Genomic DNA, 19,581 nt, shown 5'->3' with positions numbered 1-19,581 from the left:
CTTATTTCACCTCCCGGATTCGGCGGATCAGATCGGCGGTTTCGCCGGTGTAGGATTCGTAGAGTTTCTCCATTTTCTTTGCGAACGGGGCTTTGTCGACCTTGATGAATTCGACGCCGAGCTCTTTTGCGCGGGCGAGGGCGCGTTCATCGGCTTCGGCCCAGAGTTTGCGTTCGAGCACACCTGATTCATCGGCGGCGGTCTGGAGCCAGCGGCGCTCCTCTTCCGAGAGAGAGTCCCAGGTCGCGCGGCTGACCACGAGCAGGTCTGGAACCATGACGTGTTCGCTGAAGGTGAAGTACTTGCACACTTCCATGTGGCGTCCGGTCTCGAAGCTCGGGAGGTTGTTTTCGGCGCCGTCGACGGTCCCCTGCGAGAGAGCGGTGTAGAGTTCGCCGAACGGGATCGGCGTCGGCGCGCCGCCGAAAGCGCTGACCATGTCCATGGCGCTGCGGCTCTGCTGGGTGCGGATCTTGAGCCCTTTGAGGTCGTCCACGCTGCGGATCGGTTTTTTTGTGGTGTAGAAATTTCGGGTTCCGGCGTCGTAGTAGACGAGTCCGCGCATGGCGGGGAGCCGTTCGGCGAGTTCTTTGCCGATGGGGCCGTTCAGCACTTTCCAGAAGTGTTCCTCGTCGCGAAACACGTAGGGCAGTCCGATCGCGGTGATTTCCGGGACGCTCGACTCGAGTACGGCGGTCGAGGTTTTGGCAAGATCGATCTGGCCGTTCTGCGCCTGCTTGAGACACTCGGCTTCGGAGCCGATCATGCCGGAGGGGTAGACCTGGATCTGCAGTTTGCCGCCGGAGAGTTCCGCGAGCCGTTCGGCCATGTGCATCATCGCTTCATGGACGGGGTGGTCGGTCGGGAGTCCGTGACCGAGTTTCAGGATGCGGGAGCCGCCGTCGTCCCCCTGCTGGCGCGCGCGCACGTGATACGCGAACCCCAGCGAAACGAGCAGCAGCGCAAGCAGGACTCCGCCGATGATCCGGGAAGTCCGTTCGGAAAACATTTTTGACATTCCTCCTCCATTTCTTCCTCTGAATTTGAGCTGCAAAAAGAGTTTACTTACACTGTACAATGGTGAGGTTGATTTTTCAAGCGCTTTTCCTCGGGGAGATTGAAATGCGGGGAAAATCGTTGTATGTTACCGGAAAATATGGGAGGAGGCATGAAGAAGATTCTTACGGGAATTGCGCGGCTTTTCCGGAATTGTCCGGTAGCGGGGGGCTGCGTGGTTTTCTGCCTGATTCCGGTGCTGGCGTGGGTAGCGTTCGACGCGTATTCACGGAGCAGGTTCGCTTCGACGATCCGGAGCATCGAGCACGAGGGGATCATCTGCCGTTACTCCGGTCTCAAGGGGCGAAACACGCCGTCGCCGGAGGAGGTCCTCGCAGAATTTACCCACCTCGGCGAAGCAATGCGGAAAGCGGAAGATCAGTACACTTCAGAAAAAACATGGAAAGTGGATATTGCGGCACTGGTGGCGGAGGAGGCAGCCCTTCTTGAGGAAGCGGATTTGTTTCTCGACCGGAATCCGCAGCTTTTTTTCGCCCATGACTTTGATGGCCTCCCTTGCTCAGAGGAGTTTGCGGAAGTTAATTTCAGTCGATGCTGGGCGCGAATCAACACCGGACGCATCCGGTTGCTGATGCGGGAGGGACGGATGGACGATATTCCACGTCTCCTTGAGCGTACTGCCCGATTGAGAGATTATCTGCTGCACGATCTGGAAACGATGCCGTGGCTTGTTGCCCAAGTTATGGAAAACATGCGGTTCGACGTGTTTTGCGAGTTGGCCGCGACAGGAGGTATCGCGCAATTCCAGTCGGAGCAGCTGCAGCAGTGGGAACGCAAAAGCCTGGAAACGGAAGAGGCGTTCCGGAATCAGATCCCGATTATCACTGAAGCGGATATGGCCTTTTTGACTGCACAGGGAATCAATCCTGATTACGTACTGGAGACCTGCTCTGTGTCACATTGTTTCCGGTGGTTTTTCCGGCCATTGATTCTGCTCGATGTTGCCGGTTTTCTGGAACTCTACCGAATAGCTTATCCGAAACTGGTGGTTTCGGACAGCCTTGCGGAAGTTCAAGCTGAATTGCTTTATGTTCGGAAAGAGTTTTCTGAAAACAGGACGCTGTTGAAAATGATTGGGGAAAGCCCCGGGTACACCTGGCCGCGGCCCGTCAGAGGAAAAGATCCATCATTGGACGATTGGTTTTTCTGGCCATGTGTGGAGATTATTTCCGAGGCTGGAACGATTTATGCCCGGCAGCGGACGCTGCGCGCGGGATTGGCGGCGGAACGGTTTTTGCGGGATCACGGGCGGCCGCCCGCGACGCTGGAGGAGCTGGTTCCGGAGTATCTGCCGGAAGTTCCGCGCAATCCGTTCACGGGCGACCCGCTGAAACTCGAATCGGGCCGTTTCTCGCGGCTGCTGCCGAATGGAGAACTCGAATCATTCGAGGGATTCCGGATCTCCGGTGGCGGTAGCATGTCGGCAGCTCCGGTCGAGTTCACCCGTATGATCCGAACGTATAGCCTTCCGGTCGGAAACCACAGCCGGAAAGTAGAGTAGTCACCGTTCGGAGCCGGGAATCCGGGCGAGGACGGCGCTCTGCGGCACCGGCCCGAAATCGCGGCTGTCGAGAGAAAGCTGCGGCGCGTCGCCGAGCAGAAAGAGTTCCCCCTCCGGCACGTCGAAGCGGTCGATCCGCGCCGAACCGATCTCTTCGACCAGCCGGTAGTAGCGCATATACTCCCCCGCCTGAACCAGCAGATTGAACCCCTCGTCGAGCCGGAAGATCACAACCTCGTCGCCGGGGAGCGCGTAGATCCGTTTGAGACAGGTTTCGCCATGGTGCCGGAAGAGCACGACTTCGCCGCGTCGGAACGGTTCGTCGCGGCAGAATATCTGCTTTTTTCCGAAGAGAAGCTGCCCGCTGTGGTAAGTCGGCGTCATCGAGTCACCGCTCACGATGATCAGGCGATACGGGCAGAGTGCGGCGCTTCCGATCAGAAGAACCCCCAGTGCGGCAAGAATCAGCAGTCGTTTGTTTCGTTTATTCATGATGGTTAACGATAACCCGTTTGCCGGAAAAGTGCAACTGTTTTCTCTCTGTTTTCCTGTATTTTGTGGAAAATAAATCATTTTTTAACTGGATTCCAATCAAAACTGGTTTAGAGTAAGATAATGAAAAAAGCTGTGTTATCGTGATGAGAGACGCAATGAAGAATTTTCCTGCTGCACTGAAACAGTTTTGCCGGCGAAACCCGGCATTGACGGGCAGTGTGATTTTCTGTCTGATCCCGGTGCTGGCATGGGTCGCGTTCGACGCGTATTCCCGGATCAGACTCGCTTCGGCGATACAGCGCATCGAACGCGAGGGAATTTCCTGCCGTCTCCCGGACTTCCGGGAACGGTACGCTCCGTCGCCGGAGGCGGTTCTCGCCGAATTCACCCGGCTCGGCGAAGCGATGCAGACGGCGGAATCGAAATACTCTCCGCCCGGGACTCCGGAGCAGGATTCCGCCGCATTGGTCGCAGGGGAGGCGGCTCTTCTCAAGGAAGCCGACGCGTTTCTCGATCGGAATCCCCGGATCGGTTTCGCCCGGATGTTCGAGGGAGAAGCGGCTTTCCTGCAGCAGCTTCCGGAGTTGTTCTTTTGTCTCGCGTGGACGCGGGTCAATGCCGGTCGGATCCGGCTGCTGAGGAAAGAGGGGCAAACGGAGGAGGCGGCGCGGCTCTTTGACCTCACTGCCCGGCTGCGGGATGATCTGCTGGAGGATTTTTCTTTCAGCAGCTGGCTTTTTGCGATGAGAATCGAGAATATTCGGCTCGACATTTTGTACAACTCCGCCGCGGAGGGTACGGTCGCCGATTTCAGCCCGGAACGGTTGAAACGATGGGAAGTCGCGTCGGCCGAGACCGAAGAGAGGTTCCGCAGGCGCCTTCTCCCCGCCTTTGAATACGAATTGACCTTTTTCACCGAAATCGGAATGAACCCGGATCTGATCCGGGAGAGCGTTCCGGATACCTCGTTGCGACAGAAGGTGATCCGTTGGTGCTGGCCGCTCTTCCGGCCCGTGGTTCGGCTCGATGCCGCATACGGGCTCGAGGTTTATCGCCGGATTTATCCGAGAGTGACGGCGGAGAAGGAGATTGCGAAGAACCGGGCGGAATTGCAGGACATTGCGACGAAACTCATCGATGACCGGAAGAACAGGTGGCATCCGGTCATATCGCAGCTGAAGTGTTCGTGGGGGGAGATTTTTCTCGGGGTTCAGCTGATGTACGCGCGGCAGAGGACGTTGCGCGCGGGGCTGGCGGCGGAACGGTTTCTGCGGGATCACGGGCACCCGCCCGCGACGCTCGAAGAGCTGGTTCCGGAGTATCTGCCGGAAGTTCCGCGCAATCCGTTCACGGGCGACCCGCTGAAGCTGGAATCGGGTCGGCTCGTGCGGCTTCTCCCGGACGGGACGACGGAAACATTCAACGGATTTCGCGTCTACGATGGCGGCGACCCTGCTGCGGCGACCTTCGGTTCCACCCGCACGAACCGCCGCGGCGACCTTCCGGTCTGGAGCCGCCGGGGAGAAAAAGCGAAATAACCCGATTCCCGGAATTCCGGGAATCGGGGGGGGAAAAGATCATTTGGAAAGCCGGACCCCTTCCAGATAAGTGATGCCGGGCCCTGCGGTCAGGCGGATGCCGTCCGGAACGATTTCGGGCGAACTGGATTTGCCGAGATGATCGCAGGCCGACAGGAGTTTTCCTGTGGTTTTCAGTGTGACCAGTTTCGGATGCGCGACCGTCCAGACTGCGGTGACCGGAGTTCCGTCCGGCTTCTGCCACGATGCGGTATAGATCCCGTTTGCAGTCGTGAATCCTGTCTGGCGGGAGCCGGCTGGGCGCATCCGGATCAACGTCGCATAGGCCGTATAAGCCGGTTTGGGCGTCAGGTCGGTCCTGAGTAGTCCAAAATGTCCTTCGCGTCCAGTTGGGAAATACTGCTCCATTGAACGGAAACTGTAGGTGAAAACCTTATCAACTCCCGCGCTGAAGGCGAGCAGATAGATGCGTGGAAGAAGTCTCCCCTGCCACTCAAGGGAAGTGCGGTGTGAACAATCCATCCAGGTAAATGCGATTAGATTTCCTTTGAGGTCGCTGTTGAATCGATAGATCGCGGCGGCAGGCGCCGACCAGGAACGATCCTTCGAGAACGCGGTCACGATCGGGATGAGTTCGTCGCCGGGTTTCAGATTTTTGTCACTGAGGTAGCGGCTTACGCCCTTTTCGGGCAGGGGGATTCCTTTCACATCAGCTGCCGGTTCGACCACGGTGGTCGATCTCGGCGCCTGAGGATTCATCCACCACGCGTCCCATCCAATGTGGAGGTCCCTGTGGATTTTGTCAGAAGCCCCCTGGTTTTCGATGGAACCGTCCGCAAGACGCACCCGGTTGAAGTAGAACGGAATGCCCCCTCCCGGGAAGATGACCGTTCCTCCCTTTTTCAGATAGTTGACCAGCGGTTCGTGGAAGGCGGACGGATATCCCTCGTTCATCGGCAGCAGCAGCAGCGGGTACTTTTTCGGATTGAGCTTCGCAAGTTCCTTGAGTGCGATGCGGTGAAACGTGCGCTTTTCCCGGAAAAGACTGCCGAGATCGAGATTCACGCATTCCGTCGAGTAGAGATAATCGGGATCGTCGATCAGCACGACCGGCAGCGACGGGTCGTCGAGTTTAATTTTTTTGAGCGCATAGCCCAGGATTTCCGTCAGGTCTGGAGCCGGAGCGGTTGAATAACCGATTTCTGTGAGCCAGAGAGGTTTATCCGCGTGGCCATTTTCCTTCATCGCTGTTTTGATATTGCGCAGCAGCAGTTGCAGCTCCCCCTCGGGGTAATCCTGCCAGTAATAACGGTGGACGTTCAGCACATCGAACGAATCTTTCGGCGCGAGTTTCAGGAATTCCGGAACCTTGTTCATATCCGCGAGTCCACCGTTCGTAACGATCGCGTCGGGATCGGCGGCTTTGATGCAGTCGTAACTCTCCTTCAGGAATTTCGTATAGCGGGCGTGCCCGTCCGAGAATTCCGCGAGATCCGGCTCATTGACGACTTCCCAGTAGCCGATCCGCCCCTTGTACCGGTTGACGACGGTGGTGATGTAGTTCTTCCACTCGTCCATGTGGGCGGTCAGCGGCGATCCCCATTTCGGCTGGATTCCGGCGAGAATCGGCAGAATCGTGATTCCGTTCTGTTCAGCTGCGTCCAATACCGCATCCCAGCGGGAAAAGTTCCATTTCCCCTTGTCCGGTTCGACCTGCGCCCAGTCGAGGTCAGTGCGGTCGAGGCCGATCCCGGCCTCCTTCATCATTCTGAGTTCCTGTTTCATTTCGGGGAACTCCCAGCGGTTCAGATGGGCGCAGGCCCCGTATGGCGAATCGGTCGTGCCCGGAGATGCGGCGAATCCGACCAGACCATTGAATCCGATGAAAAACAGTAGTGATGCAGTCAAGTTTTTCAAGATTTCCTCCATGTTGTTATTCGATGGTTTTGGGAGTGTAGTTTTGAGAGTAGGTAACTTTGATTTTTAGCCCGGTATTACGCAGTTCGCCTGCCGACAGCGAGGCAACATGACCATCGGCAAATGAACAGTTTGCCTTTTCGTTGTGCAGCGTGTGAATTCCCTTGTTGCCATCAAGGTATTCCTGTGATGACCAGTATGCAATCTGTCTGCCGGAAGGGAGGGGTTCGGCGGAATCTGAAATGAGAATGAGGTTGCTCGGCTGTTTCATCCCGGTTACACGATAACCGATGAATTCCGGATTGTTCTGAATTACAACGAAGTTGCCGAGTTCTGCCTTGTTGTCGATCCAGATTTTGTCTCCGTAACCCATCCCGTTGACGCCACCCGGCCGCCACATTCCATAATTGTTCCAGTCGTTATACGTTTGTGAATTGGGATTGGAGGGGCATAAATAGAGCGAGTCCTCCGGCGCGTACTTGGAGTGTTCCTTCAGGAGCCACATCCAGTATGAAGTCCATCCGTTCTGATGTGAAGTGAAAACCATGAAATCGCGACTGTCCATCGAATAAAACTGCTGAGCACGGAGAAGCTGGGCGAGATTGTTCTGACACGCTGAGCTTTGGGCTCGTGCCCTGGCCTGATTCAGGGCAGGGAGAAGCATCGAGGCGAGGATGGCGATGATCGCTATCACAACCAGCAATTCGATCAATGTGAATGTCCGTTTCATATGTTTTCCTTTCATGCCTTGGGGGTTATGGTTTTGACGGATTCCCGTTCGATATAGCGATATGGATAAAATTTGGTTCCGGGGGAGGGGATTATCCCGAGAATAATGTCCAGTGCATCGCGGCATGGCTGCAAATATTCACCGACCACGATGCTGCCCGCAGGGTAGAGCTGCTCCATGATGCTGCCGTCGTCCTCGCTGACCACGCTGATGTCTTCCGGAATCCGGAAGCCCGCAAGCTGAAGCACCCGTCTCCCCGCCACTGCTCCCATCCCGCTGAAATAAATAAGCGCGGTCAGCCCGAGCGAACGGATCTCATCGAGACGCGCTTGCGTAATCTTTTCCGCAGCCTGTGCCGAATTCTCCCATGATTTGATTGTTGCAGGAAAATGAGTTACACTGACTCCGAACTCTTCCGCCGCAGCGCAGATCCCCTCAAAGCGTAGACGTGTCAAATCGCTTTCCGGTTCGTTCCGGATGTAGCCGACTTTCCTGTGACCCGCCCGCGCCAGTGCCTCGATGCAGAGTCGGCCCGCCTGTTCCGAGTTGGGCAACAATATGGTCACGTTTTCTGCCGCGTTCTCAAAGAGATTGCTGCTGTTGATCATCACAACCGGAAACGGCAGATGATTCAAATAACGGATCAGTTTGTCGGATTTCATCCCCGGATTTGAGTTCATCACGATTCCTGAGGGCGAACGCGATTTCTTCACCTGCTCGATGATCGCCGGAATGTCCGCCTCTTCCCCCATCCGGTAGTTGATGATTGAGATCTTGTTCTGCCGCGCGTACGTGAGAATCGTGTGCTCCATGTTCCAGAGCGATTCCGCAAAGTAGTCCGTCCGCAGAAACAGCACCGTGGTATCCGACTCCTCCATTTCCTCAGGAAAATTCTCCTCCCGGGCCGCCGCGCTGCAGCTGACCATCCCCGATCCCCGCCGGCAGCGGACGACCCCCTCGTGTTCCAGATCCCGGATCGCCCGCGTCACCGGCGACTGCGATGCCCCGAATTTCCGCATCAATTCCTGTACGGTCGGCATCTTCAACCGCGACTCCGGCTTCAGCGCCTCCTCCATCAGAAACGCTTTGATCCGGTCATATTTGCTGATTGCCTGTTGCTCCATTGGTCGATATAATTTTTCTTGAAAAGTAATATATTGATATAATTTCTGCCGTATATTATGACCGATTTCATGAAAAAAGTCAAGAGGGAAAGCAAAAAAAAATGAAAAAAAGAGGGGTTTTGACGGAGAAAGAGCGAAATCCGGGCAATTCAGGGGGTGGGCTCCGCCAAACGCACCGTCGGTTCCGGAACAATCGGAGCAACGCCTTTCAGCGTGAGAATCGCGATTTCAGGCGGGCAGTTCAGCCGCAGCGAAACGTTGCTCGTGCCGGTTCCGGTCGTGACAAAGATGGTGTTCTTTCCCTCGGTGATGAGACCCGAGGCGTAGCGTCGGCCGTGGCGCGACGGAACATACACCGGACCAACGAACGGCAGTACGATCTGCCCGCCGTGGGTGTGACCCGCGACCGCGAGCGCGGTCGATTCCGGGAGAGTTTCAAAGATGTCGGGCCCGTGGGTCATGACGATGCGCGGAATCGATTCTTCCGGCAGCAGCTCCGCCCACGGCGGCTCCTCCTGAGTCCAGCCGTCGATTACACCGACAAGACGGAACGGTTTTCCCGCGAATTCGAGCACGACGGAACGGTTCTCGAGCAGCGGAAGTTTCACCTTTTCAAACGCTTTTGTGAATCGCTCCGCCTTCTGCCAGTGATCGTGGTTGCCGAGAACCGCATAGACGCCGAGCGGCGCTTTCAGCCGGGAAAGCTCCTCCGCGATCCGCCGCGGATCTCCCGCCTGACTCGGAAACAATCCCGCGGCGAAATCCCCGGGCAGCAGAATCAGATCCGGCTTTTCGGCGTTGATGGCATCCACAATCTTTGCGAGACGTTCGAGTGCTTCCGGTTTGTTTCTAACGTGGAAATCCGCGGCTACTGCGATGCGCAGCGGCGGGAGCGTCCATGTTTCCGATATTGCCTCGTACCGGTTTACCGTCAGCGAGTCAGCCTCGTACCGCATGTAGGCGATTCCACCGTAGAAGAGCAGAAGCAACAGGGCGATTCCGCAGAGGAATCCGCGCAGAAACCACCGTTTGCTCCGCTTCTTCGGCATTGGTTTCAAGACTTTTGTTTACCGGGTTTGCGCCGCTCCCAGCAGCGTTTGTTCGCCGCCGGGTCTTTCGACGGGCCGGAGCGCCGTTTCTTGAGTACGCCGATCTGCTGCCGCCGTTCGGCCAGCCCCCGGTTTACCGGGATCGGCGTCCCATCCGGCGCCTTGCCGGTGTAGTACATCGCCCCGCCCATCGTCATCGGCAGCGGAATGTAATCCTGCACCTGCTGGAGACTCCACTTGTGGCGGTTGAGGAAGTCGTCGACCGTTTTCATCTCTTTTTCCGTACAGCCGGGGAAGTTTGAGATGAAAAGCGGAATCAGATACTGCTCCTTGCCGCACTCTTTGCTGATGCGGTCGAACACCTCCATGAATTTGTAAAACTCCTCGGCCGGGCTCTTGCGCATGAGCTTGAGAACCGTCGGATGCAGATGCTCGGGCGCGACTTTCATGTGCCCCGAAACGTGGTGTGCAATGATCTCCCGCAGCAGTTCCGGCTGGCGCAGCGCCAGGTCGAGACGGATCCCGGAATTGATGTAGAGATGCTTTACTTTCGGGTGTTTGCGCATCCGGCGCAGCAGATGCAGCGTCTCGAGACCCGTGCAGACGTAGTTCGGGCACGGCGCTGGGAAGAGGCAGCTCGAACGGCGGCACTTGCGACACCGTTCAAGATCATACCGGCTCCCGTAGATGTTGCCCGCCGCTCCGCCGACGTCGCTGATGGTTCCCTTGAAGTTCGGACATTTTGCGATCGTGTCGAGTTCGCGCAGAACCGAATCCTCGCTGCGGCTCATGACATGCCGCCCCTGATGGACCACCAGCCCGCAGAACGCGCAGCCGCCGGGGCAGCCGCGCACGGCCTGAATCGAGTCCTTGATCGTCTCAAAGGCGGGGATTCTGCCCTTGTATTTCGGATGCGGCCGCCGCGCGTAGGGAAGTTCATGGACGCGGTCGAGCTCTTCGGGCTTGAGCGGCTCGGGCGGCGGTTCGACCACGAGCAGCCGGTCTCCGTATTTCTGGAGAAGTCCTCGGCCGGACTGAAAATTCATCTCCTGCTCGACCATGATCGTCGCGCGCATAAGCGCGTCCTTGTCGGCGAGCGTCTCTTCATAGCTCGGCAGGAACAAGTACCGGTCGCCGGGGTCGAACGCCTCGGCGGCCTTTTTGCCGAGCAGCCGGGCGGTACCGCGGATTCCCGCGAGCGACTCCCCCGCGGCGAAGCGGCGGTAGACCTCCGGCGTCGGGCGTTCGCCCATGCCGTAGACGAGGATCTCCGCTTTCGAGTCGAGCAGAACCGACGGCCGGATCTTGTCCTGCCAGTAGTCGTAATGCGCGATACGGCGGAAACTCGCCTCGAGCCCGCCGAGCTGAACCGGAATCCCCGGGAACACCTGCTTGACCATCTGCGCATAGACGATGAGCGCATGCGGCGGCCGTTTGCCGGTTTCCCCGTTTTCGCTGAAACAGTCCTCTTTGCGGAAGCGGCGGCCGACGGTATAGATGTTCACCATCGAATCCATGTTGCCGGAAGTGACGCCGACGCCGATGCGCGGGCGTCCCATGACGGTCAGCGACTCCGGATTTTTCCAGTCCGGCTGGGCGATGAGCCCGACACGGTAACCGCAGTCGGTCAGCAGTCTCCCAATGATCGAAACCCCGAAAGAGGGATGATCGACGTAACAGTCTCCCGTGATGAGCAGGATGTCAAGTTCTTCATACCCAGCCCGTTCCATCTCCTCCCCGGTGGTGGGCAGGAACTCCGGTTGACGACTCATTTCCCGAGCTCTTTCATGCTGCCGCCGCCCGGAATCGAGCCGGGAGTGGAGAAGCCGCGGTTGCCGAGGTTCGTGAACGGAACCCGCAGATCTGCACTCTCTTCGGGGGGAAATTCCGCATGCAGGGTGATCGTTTCATCTTTTTCGCGACCGATTCTGGTTGCGTCCAGGACGAAGAGCAGCGTGTAGCGGGTACCAGGTTCGGCCCGCTTGACCAGCCAGTTTTCGGCGTCGAAGTTGTTGTTTCCGGCGCGCAGGGCGATGCACGGATAGGTTCTGCCGAATGCGGAAAGCGAATAGTCATGGATCGAGATGCCGCGCCCGGCATCGACTTTCACAACGATTGCAGCGTAGATCTTCCGGCTGAAATCAACCGGGAACGCGAGCGGATCCTCATTGGTGATGCGCGGTTTAACCGTAGAGAGTTCCGCCGCGAGGATCTCGCCGCTCCGGAACGAAAGAGTCGCCGCTCCGGTCGACAGGACGGCACAGAGTACGGGCAATATGAACAGCAGTTTTTTCATCTTCAAATCGTCAACTCCGATCTCAATGGAATTTTCTCAATCCAATCATAACATTATGGAAATATAAGCCTGTTTTCAGGAAAATCAAGCGGAATTCGAGTTGATTTTCCTCCGGTTCGGAGTTATTTTATCAATTCGGATGAATAACCTGCCGGTGTTGCGAAACGCGCCGGCCAACGAATTTGGACAGATAATTATGGAAATACCCGATTTGACAGTGAAACATCTCGGTACGCCGACGATTCCGTCGCCGCTGACCGGGGTGAAATTCATTCCCGAAGACGCGACCGTCATCTACGGCAAGGACGTCCATGAAGTTGAGACGGAGCTCAAGGAGTTCGGGCGGATCAGTGCGTTTGAAGCGGCCGGGCCGCGGGAGAAGATCTACCACGACCCCTCCTGGACGCATGCCGCGATCCTGACTGCCGGTGGACTCTGCCCCGGACTCAACGACGTGATCAAGGGGTTGACCCGCACGCTGATGCTGCGGTACAACGTGCCGATCGTCTTCGGCATCCGGTACGGCTATCAGGGGCTGAATCCCGCCTACGGGCATGAGCCGATGCTGCTTACGCCCGATTCGGTCGACTCGATTCACGAGGATGGCGGCACGGTGCTCGGCAGTTCGCGCGGCCGCCAGGACGAGGCGGTCATGGTCGAGACCCTGAAGCGCATGAACATCAAACTGCTCTTCTGCATCGGCGGGGACGGCACGCTGCGCTGTGCGCACGACATCGCGCTTGAAGTTGAGCGGCGCGGACTCAATATCAGCGTCGTCGGCATTCCGAAAACGATTGACAACGACATCAACTTCATCGATAAGACGTTCGGATTTGAGACGGCGGTCTATGCCACCGGACCGGTGATTTCCGCTGCGCACAACGAGGCGAAAGGCGCGCCGAACGGGATCGGACTCATTCACGTGATGGGGCGCGATTCAGGATTCATCGCCGCCTACGCGACGCTGGCGAACACGCATGTGAATTACTGCCTGATTCCGGAAGATCCGTTCTCGCTCTACGAGGGGGAACACGCGCTGCTGCCGAGTCTGGAGCGGCGGCTTAAGCTGCGCAAACACGCGGTGATCATCGTCTCCGAGGGGGCGGGCCAGCATCTGTTCAAGGAGGATTCGGAGAAACGCGACAAATCCGGCAACAAGCTGCACCACAACATCGGTGAGTTTCTGCGGGACACGATCACGCAGTGGGGCAGGGAGAAGAACATCGATCTCACGGTCAAGTATTTCGATCCTTCGTATCTGATCCGCAGTCTGCCGTCGAACGGGACCGATTCGGTCTTCTGCGAGATGCTTGCGCAGCATGCGGTGCACTGTGCGATGGCGGGGTGCACCGACGTGGTGATCGGCCACTGGAACGACCGTTTCACCTATGTGCCGATCCCGGTCGCGACCAGTTCGCGCAAGAAAGTCGACATCGAGTCCGGCTTGTGGGACAGCGTGAAGTCCGCAACCTGGAAGTATTGATTCTCCAACGGTTTCCGCATCAGCGGGACGCGCGGAACGCACGGATTTTCTCGAGGAAGATCGGGAGAACCGTGCGGGCTTTGACCGGGCCGATTCCCGGAATTCTCATCGCTTCTTCGATCGTAAGAGGCTGCCGCCTGGCTAGTTCAGTGAGGGCGGCGTTGGTGAGGACGGCAAACGGCGGGACGCCGCGTGATTCGGCGATTTCGTGGCGCAGGGCGCGCAGCTCTTCGTAGAGCGGCGCGCTCTCGTCGTATTCAGGCAGCGGACCGGAGGAGCGGGCCGGAGCGGTGTGCCGTTCCGCTTTCCGCCGGAGTTCCGGCATATCGATCCGGGCATGGGCGTGTTCATTGAGCACCTCGAGCCCGCGGGCGGTCAATTCGATGCAGGGGAATTCGCCGCGTTCGATTCTGCCGATGTAACCGGCTTTTTCGAGCGATTTCAGATAGGCGGCGATGCGGGTCTGCTTCAGGGCTTCGAGGCGGCCGAAGTGGCGGCTGCGGTGAAACCCGCGTCCGGTCAGTTCGGCGCTGCGGCTGCCGGCGAGAATCTGGCTGAGTTTCCCGCTGCCGATGCGGCCGTCGAACTCCTCGACGGCTTCGAGGATGCGGCGGATGATTCCCTCTTCGGCGGCGTCGGTGACTTCCCGCAGCGGGCCGGTATGGCCGTCGGCGGAACCGGAACAGTTGTCGCAGCTTCCGCAGTGCCAGGAACGGGCGTTTTCCCCGAAGTAATTGATGAGCGCGGCCTGGCGGCAGCCGGCGGTGCGCGCGTAGGAGCACACCTCATCGAGGCGGGCGAGTTCAAATTCGCGTTTGGCGGACATCGCCTGATAGTCCATGTCAACTTGAACTTTCTCCGGGTGAAGCAGTTCCGTGCCGCGCCCGGCGAACGGGACATTCCATTCAAGGCATTCCCCGTTCAGCGCCCGGAGCACACGCCGGACCTGCTCGACCGAGAGTCCTGAAACAACGGCGAGTTCATCGAACGTAAACGCCTTTTTCTGAAGCAGTTCAAATCCGAACCGCTCGATGCAGCGCGCGATGAACCGCGAACGCTGCGTCGCCTGTGCGGCGTGTTCACTTGCGAGGTATTCGAGATCTTCGGTGAAACGCAGAAAACCGCGGTTGTTGCGCCGGTAGCCGCGGTCGATGAGATTCGCTTTTTCCAGAATCGCCATCGCTGCGGAGAGCTGGCTGTCGGATTTCGCGCCGGGAACTTCCGGAACGAGTTCCGAGAGCGTGACTTCGAGCATGGTTGTTTTCCGCTCGATCGCAAGTTCGCGCAACCGGGTGTAGAGCTCCTGCACGAGTTCCGGCGGCGGATTGGAGAGGTCGATCAGAAACTCCTGCACGAAACGGTCGCGGTAGGCGTAAAGCAGGATGCAGTCGGCATTTTCGCCGTCCCGTCCCGCGCGCCCCGCTTCCTGATAGTACGCTTCGAGCGACCCGGGGAGGTTGAAGTGGATCACCTGCCGCACATCGGGGCGGTCGATTCCCATGCCGAAAGCGTTGGTGGCGGCGAGCACGGGGCAGGGGTCGTTCATAAATCTCTCCTGCGCGGTCTTGCGCTCCTCGTCGCTCATGCCGGCGTGATAGCCGATGCAGCCCAGTTCAGATGAGAGGAGTTCGACGGCCTTGCGGGTGGAGGTGTAGATGATAGTCGGCTTCTTCCGTTTGAGCCGCTGACGGATCTCGGCGAACTTGCTCGAGTCCGAAGAACATTCGACTACGGAAAACGCGAGGTTCGGCCGTTTGAATCCCGCGACGTGAAGTTCCATCTCCGGGCGGTGAAGCTGTTCGCGGATGTCGTCCCGCACTTTCGGCGTCGCAGTCGCAGTGAATGCACACACCTGCGGGATCCGGAACGCGTCGATCACTTCGCCGAGCCGCCGGTACGAGGGGCGGAAGTCATGACCCCACTGGCTGATGCAGTGCGCCTCGTCGACGATCATGACCCCGGGGGGCGTTTCCACGAGAAAGCGGCGGAAGAAATCCGTATGAAACCGTTCCGGCGCAACGTAGAGCAGTTTGACTTCCCCGTTCGCCGCCTGGTTCGCGATCCGGATCTGTTCCCCGAACGGCACGGTGCTGTTGATGAATGCGGCCGGGAGATTCTTTTCAATGAGCGAGTCGACCTGATCTTTCATGAGGGAGATCAGCGGGGAGACCACGATCCCGTAACCGGGGCGCATGAGAATCGGCAGCTGATAGCAGAGCGACTTGCCCGCTCCGGTCGGCATGATGACGCATAGATCGCGTCCACACAAAATGCGTTCGACGACCTCCTGCTGATTGTCGAGAAAGGCGTCGAACCCGAAATAGCGCTTCAGCGCTGAGATTGGATCATTCTGCGCGTGCATGATTGCATAAGATACACCCGGAGCGCTGTTTTTTCAACCGCTTATTCGGCCGGGAGGTTTGCGTTCATGAACCGGATGAACGCGGCCCAGTCGAAATTTTGAACGTCATGCTCCCCGGCGCGGATGTGGTATCCGACCCGTTCACTGCCGACGGGAGTATGCAGATTCGGCATGGTTGCATCGGCCGGAATTCCCTGAAAACCGAAGAGCCGGTAGACCTTCGACGCTTCGCGGGCGGCGAGAAACTCCCCCTCCGGATCGGCCCAGGCGTCCTCCTGCGCGCTCGCGACGTAGACCGGGCGCGGGGCGATGAGCGCGATGAGTTCATGCTGATCGACCGGAAGCGTCTCCTCGCGATCGACGTAGTTGTTCAGATTCAACGCGAACCAGTGCGGAAATGTTTTGATGATCCGCTGGAGCGTTTCGCTCTTTTCGTCGTTCAGAATGTGCCGGGTCAGCGAGGCGCCGCCGCAGCCGGAGTCGTTCGAGATTGATGCCGCGAACCGCGGATCAAGTGCAGCAGCCCAGAGCGATGTCTTGCCGAGCCGCGAGTGGCCCCAGACGATGATGCGCCGGGAATCGACTTCCGGAAGCGTGAGCAGCGCGTCGAGTCCGCGCGAGAGACCCCATGCCCAGGTGGCGATCGTGGCGGGATCGTCGGTGCGCTGGACGCCGTCGGTCAGGAACGAGTTGCGCACGCCGGTGCGCCAGGCGTCGGGGCGGTCCGGCTCGATGTCGGCATTGTGAATGGTCGCGATGCCGTAACCGGAGTCGAGGATGGTATCGAGATTGTACCGGTGAGCGCGTTTCCCCCGCGGACGCGGATTCTCCACCCACTCCGGAATCAGGATTTCCGGATCGTCGCTGATCGACTGATTGCCCAGAAAATTCAGTCCGAGAAAGACCGGAACGGGTTTCTCCGCCTTCTTCGGCAGATAGACGAGAATGCGGAACGGATTGGGCTGCTTCACCCCTTTGCAGGTGATGTCTCCCTGAATACGGATCGCCTTGCCGCCGAGTGCGTTGTCGCTTCTCTCGATCACCTTGAATTCGATCCCTTCGGGCGGAGCGGGGAGGGGATTGCCGTAGACATTGGTGCAGAACAGCTTGAGAAGTTCAGGGCGACGTTTGTTCATCCACGCTTCGGGGGTGTCGATTTTCGTCCCGTCGGAAGCGGTGAGCGCATCGGGGAGTTCCCCTTTCCAGAAGCCGGGCTGAAGAATCGCGGGAGTATATCCGGATTTCAGCTGTTCATACAGAGGGGAGCCTGTTTTCAGGGGATCGGCAGAGGCCCCTGAGAGCATCATCGCGGGTATGACGGCAGCGGCGATTTTCATAATTGTTCCGTTCATGTTGAAACTCTTTCGTATGTGAGATTTTGTATATTATACCCCTGTTTGCGGAAAATGCAAATTCCGCGGGTTTCTCACCACGCCATCAGAAGGATTCCGCCGCAGAGTGCCGGAAGAGCCCACAGGATTCGGCCGCCGCTTTCCTGACGCAGAACGCAGCAGTTGTAAAGCAGAAAAAACGCGATGCAGCTTCCCTGGGCAACCGGATACCCGATGGACCCGCAGCCGTGATCGGCCACGATGTTCAGGCCCCGGTAAAACAGAAAAAACAGCGAAAGAATCTGGATTGCGCTCAGCAACAGTATGGGTTTAAGACAGTTCCGCCTTCCGGTCTTACACCTGCGGAACGGGGTGGAAACCAGGAAAAGCGCAATGGTTCCGGCCTGAACCAGTCCGGCGCGAAGTTCACTGCTCATTTCCAGGTGCATCCAGTAGGATGGCAGATTGGCGAGGCACTGCGCCGTACCGGATGCGGCGAATGCGCCGAATGCAAACAGCAGCCAGCCGCGCCGGGATTCCGCCCGGGTTGGCGTTGCCCGGCTCAGGAACAGAATTCCCGCCAGAACCAGCCCCAGTCCGGCGAGGCGGTTCCAGGTCGGGGCAACGCCGAAAAACACCATGCCCATGACGAACGGGCAGATCATGGCGCTCTGGACGATCCCCCAGACCGCGCCACTGTTCCCGACGGCCATGGCATAACGCATCCAGCTCAGCATCAAAAAGTTTCCTGCTCCGGCGGCCAGCAGAGCCCCGTAGCACAGCCACATCCCGCCGATTGGAGGACGGAAGCTGTTGCGCAGGAACATCATTCCGATTGCGGCGAAGAGGATGATCGCCGCTGCGGCCGACTGAATGAGATCCATGTCCAGCTGCTGCCGGGCGGCATGATTGACGACGACCCCGATTCCAACCCAGCACAGCCCGGTCAGAAGCAGGAGGATGATGCCGTAACTCATTCCAGATCAATCACGCATTCTGATCCGGACGGGAAGTTTTCCACCACCAGATAGCGGCTGCGGGAGACCGTTTCAATTTTGGTGGGAATCTCCTTCGTTTCGATGCGGCAAACGGGTGAAGAGCTCTCCTCCGGCAGCAGCATCCGCACCGTGCAGAAGTTGTGGCGGGAGAGCAGGTGGAATCCGATCCGCTTTTTTTCCGGATCGAACGACCAGTCATATTCCACTGCGGCCCCGGAGGCGGCGTATTCCAGGCGGACGTGCGCTCTGGTTTCCCCGGCAGCGAGGAAACGGGGAGAGAGCGTGACATTTTCAAACAGCTTGCCGTTGTCCACCACTCCGGCAAGTCCGGCGCATTCGGCGTGCATCAATTCCGCGCCGCACCAGCAGCGGGGACCGCCGCCGATGTCGTTTCCGTTGCGGTCATAGAGAAAGGCGACTTTTCCGTCGCGGCTGATTTTGCGTCCCATCCGTTTCAGGATGTCGACCCCGTACGCCTCTTCGCCGGACTCAAAGGCGCCCAGAGCGAGTTCGCCCGCGACGAACGGGGCGAGTGCGCCATTCACATAGAATCCGGCTTTCATACCGTGAAACATCGGATACGGAGGTTCGAGGTTGCAGAAGTCGTCGAGATCTCCGCCGCCGGGTTTGCGCATGGCGCGATAGGCCGCGATCACGCGCCGTTTCTGGTTCAGATCAAGGATGTTGCGATTCAGTGCATAGGCGTTGGACAGGCTCATCTGACGCTCTTCGTCAACCCCGTAATCGACCGGGTCGAGCGGCAGAAAGTGCCGGAAGAAATCGCCGTTCCACAAAAATTTCATGATCCGCTCCCGCAGCGCCGCAGCCTCCTCCTCGTGGCGTATGGCGGAGCTCTCATCGCCGAAAAAGCGGTACATTTTCGCCATCAGGAGTTTGGCATTGTACAGCCCCGTATTGTCGCCATGGAAGATTCCCATCGGATCGTCGGGGTGGATCGCCCGGTCGGTCTGGGAGCGTTTGCTGTCGAGAAAATCCCAGGTGTCGAGTGTACGCGGCCGTTTGGCCAGGCCGTGACTCCTGTCCCAGCGCAGCGGATCACTCATGATATAATGCACTCCCTTTTCCAGACGCGGAAGATTGCGTCGCAGCCAGTCGTCGTCTCCGGTGGCCTGCCAGATCATGAAAGCGCCTTCCACCATCAGGTATTCGATGTCGGCTTCGAGTTCGAGCCGGCAGAGACCGAACTTCAATCCCGGTTCATAATAACAGCATTCCGGGGAGGATATTTGGTGCAGTACGCCGTTTTCCCGCCATGGTCTGCCGGAATGCATATCCGTCACCGGTGCGATGATTTCATAAAAAAATCCTTTTTTGTGCTGTTTTTCAAGCAGCAGATCCGGAAAGCTTGTCAGATCTTTTTCCGTGTATCGGAATCCCTTCATGGTCAGGATGTAATCCCGTATCCAGTTCAGATTCACCCGAATCAGACGGTCGCCGTACAGAAACACCCGGTTGTTGAACTGCATTGCTCCGTTGCACATTCCGAAGAGAAGCGATAACGGTTCGTCATGATAAGCCGTTGTGGCGTCCGGGATGTTGCCGACAGCGATAAAACTTCCTGGCAGTGTGTTCATCATGATTCCTTTCCATGTTGGATTCTGCTTCTAATGTAAAGCCGATGCGCTTGAAAAGCAATTGCGCGAGTGTTACATTACTTAC

General features: G+C 58.1%; 15 protein-coding genes. 3 read left to right on the top strand and 12 right to left on the bottom strand.

Features of this window, described 5'->3' with window-relative positions:
• Position 1 precedes the first annotated feature (1 nt).
• The gene (locus tag Q0K10_RS06655; RefSeq protein ID WP_294504852.1) at positions 2–1,009 is read right to left on the bottom strand and encodes a TRAP transporter substrate-binding protein; all 1,008 of its coding nucleotides are present in this window, start codon (positions 1,007–1,009) and stop codon (positions 2–4) included.
• A 159-nt stretch (positions 1,010–1,168) separates the two neighbouring features.
• On the opposite strand from Q0K10_RS06655, the gene Q0K10_RS06650 reads away from it, so the two are divergent.
• Positions 1,169–2,578, top strand: a complete 1,410-nt coding sequence (locus Q0K10_RS06650) for a hypothetical protein (RefSeq protein WP_294504850.1) — start codon at positions 1,169–1,171, stop codon at positions 2,576–2,578.
• Here the strand turns inward: Q0K10_RS06650 and lepB are convergent, their stop codons facing one another.
• Positions 2,579–3,070: a signal peptidase I gene (gene lepB, locus Q0K10_RS06645; protein ID WP_294504848.1), complete on the bottom strand. Its 492-nt coding sequence runs from the start codon at positions 3,068–3,070 to the stop codon at positions 2,579–2,581.
• 158 nt (positions 3,071–3,228) lie between these two features.
• On the opposite strand from lepB, the gene Q0K10_RS06640 reads away from it, so the two are divergent.
• Positions 3,229–4,611 carry a hypothetical protein gene (locus tag Q0K10_RS06640; protein WP_294504846.1) on the top strand — a complete coding sequence of 461 codons (1,383 nt, stop codon included), beginning with the start codon at positions 3,229–3,231 and terminating at the stop codon, positions 4,609–4,611.
• 39 nt (positions 4,612–4,650) lie between these two features.
• Here the strand turns inward: Q0K10_RS06640 and Q0K10_RS06635 are convergent, their stop codons facing one another.
• The 6 genes from Q0K10_RS06635 to Q0K10_RS06610 form a co-directional block, all read right to left on the bottom strand.
• Positions 4,651–6,528 carry a beta-galactosidase gene (locus Q0K10_RS06635; RefSeq protein ID WP_294504844.1) on the bottom strand — a complete coding sequence of 626 codons (1,878 nt, stop codon included), beginning with the start codon at positions 6,526–6,528 and terminating at the stop codon, positions 4,651–4,653.
• 16 nt (positions 6,529–6,544) lie between these two features.
• Positions 6,545–7,258 (bottom strand): prepilin-type N-terminal cleavage/methylation domain-containing protein, encoded by a 714-nt coding sequence (locus tag Q0K10_RS06630; RefSeq protein WP_294504842.1) that lies wholly within the window; start codon positions 7,256–7,258, stop codon positions 6,545–6,547.
• Between the two features lie 11 nt (positions 7,259–7,269).
• Positions 7,270–8,382, bottom strand: coding sequence for a GntR family transcriptional regulator (locus tag Q0K10_RS06625; RefSeq protein ID WP_294504839.1), 1,113 nt, complete (start codon positions 8,380–8,382; stop codon positions 7,270–7,272).
• Between the two features lie 149 nt (positions 8,383–8,531).
• Complete coding sequence (locus tag Q0K10_RS06620) at positions 8,532–9,431, bottom strand: metallophosphoesterase (protein WP_294504836.1); 900 nt, start codon at positions 9,429–9,431, stop codon at positions 8,532–8,534.
• A gap of 5 nt (positions 9,432–9,436) precedes the next feature.
• Positions 9,437–11,203 carry a YgiQ family radical SAM protein gene (locus Q0K10_RS06615; RefSeq protein WP_294504833.1) on the bottom strand — a complete coding sequence of 589 codons (1,767 nt, stop codon included), beginning with the start codon at positions 11,201–11,203 and terminating at the stop codon, positions 9,437–9,439.
• Positions 11,200–11,727: a hypothetical protein gene (locus Q0K10_RS06610; protein ID WP_294477622.1), complete on the bottom strand. Its 528-nt coding sequence runs from the start codon at positions 11,725–11,727 to the stop codon at positions 11,200–11,202. The genes Q0K10_RS06615 and Q0K10_RS06610 overlap by 4 nt, the downstream gene beginning before the upstream one ends.
• A 217-nt stretch (positions 11,728–11,944) precedes the next feature.
• On the opposite strand from Q0K10_RS06610, the gene Q0K10_RS06605 reads away from it, so the two are divergent.
• Positions 11,945–13,210 carry an ATP-dependent 6-phosphofructokinase gene (locus tag Q0K10_RS06605; protein WP_294477790.1) on the top strand — a complete coding sequence of 422 codons (1,266 nt, stop codon included), beginning with the start codon at positions 11,945–11,947 and terminating at the stop codon, positions 13,208–13,210.
• Positions 13,211–13,229: 19 nt separating this feature from the next.
• Here the strand turns inward: Q0K10_RS06605 and Q0K10_RS06600 are convergent, their stop codons facing one another.
• The 4 genes from Q0K10_RS06600 to Q0K10_RS06585 all read right to left on the bottom strand — a co-directional run bounded on the left by Q0K10_RS06600 (position 13,230) and on the right by Q0K10_RS06585 (position 19,499).
• The gene (locus Q0K10_RS06600) at positions 13,230–15,572 is read right to left on the bottom strand and encodes an ATP-dependent DNA helicase RecQ (protein WP_294504830.1); all 2,343 of its coding nucleotides are present in this window, start codon (positions 15,570–15,572) and stop codon (positions 13,230–13,232) included.
• A gap of 41 nt (positions 15,573–15,613) precedes the next feature.
• A complete protein-coding gene (locus Q0K10_RS06595; protein ID WP_294504827.1) occupies positions 15,614–16,924 on the bottom strand; it encodes a hypothetical protein in 1,311 nt (436 codons plus the stop codon).
• A gap of 74 nt (positions 16,925–16,998) precedes the next feature.
• Positions 16,999–17,880 (bottom strand): EamA family transporter, encoded by an 882-nt coding sequence (locus Q0K10_RS06590; protein WP_294504825.1) that lies wholly within the window; start codon positions 17,878–17,880, stop codon positions 16,999–17,001.
• Positions 17,877–19,499 carry a hypothetical protein gene (locus Q0K10_RS06585; protein ID WP_294504822.1) on the bottom strand — a complete coding sequence of 541 codons (1,623 nt, stop codon included), beginning with the start codon at positions 19,497–19,499 and terminating at the stop codon, positions 17,877–17,879. Before Q0K10_RS06585 ends, Q0K10_RS06590 begins: the two co-directional genes overlap by 4 nt.
• Between the last annotated feature and the right edge of the window lie 82 nt (positions 19,500–19,581).

It is taken from the genome of uncultured Victivallis sp., assembly GCF_944391105.1.
Taxonomy (GTDB): Bacteria; Verrucomicrobiota; Lentisphaeria; order Victivallales; family Victivallaceae; genus Victivallis.
Note: the sequence above shows the minus strand (reverse complement) of the source record. Positions and strands in the feature narration are given on the sequence as shown.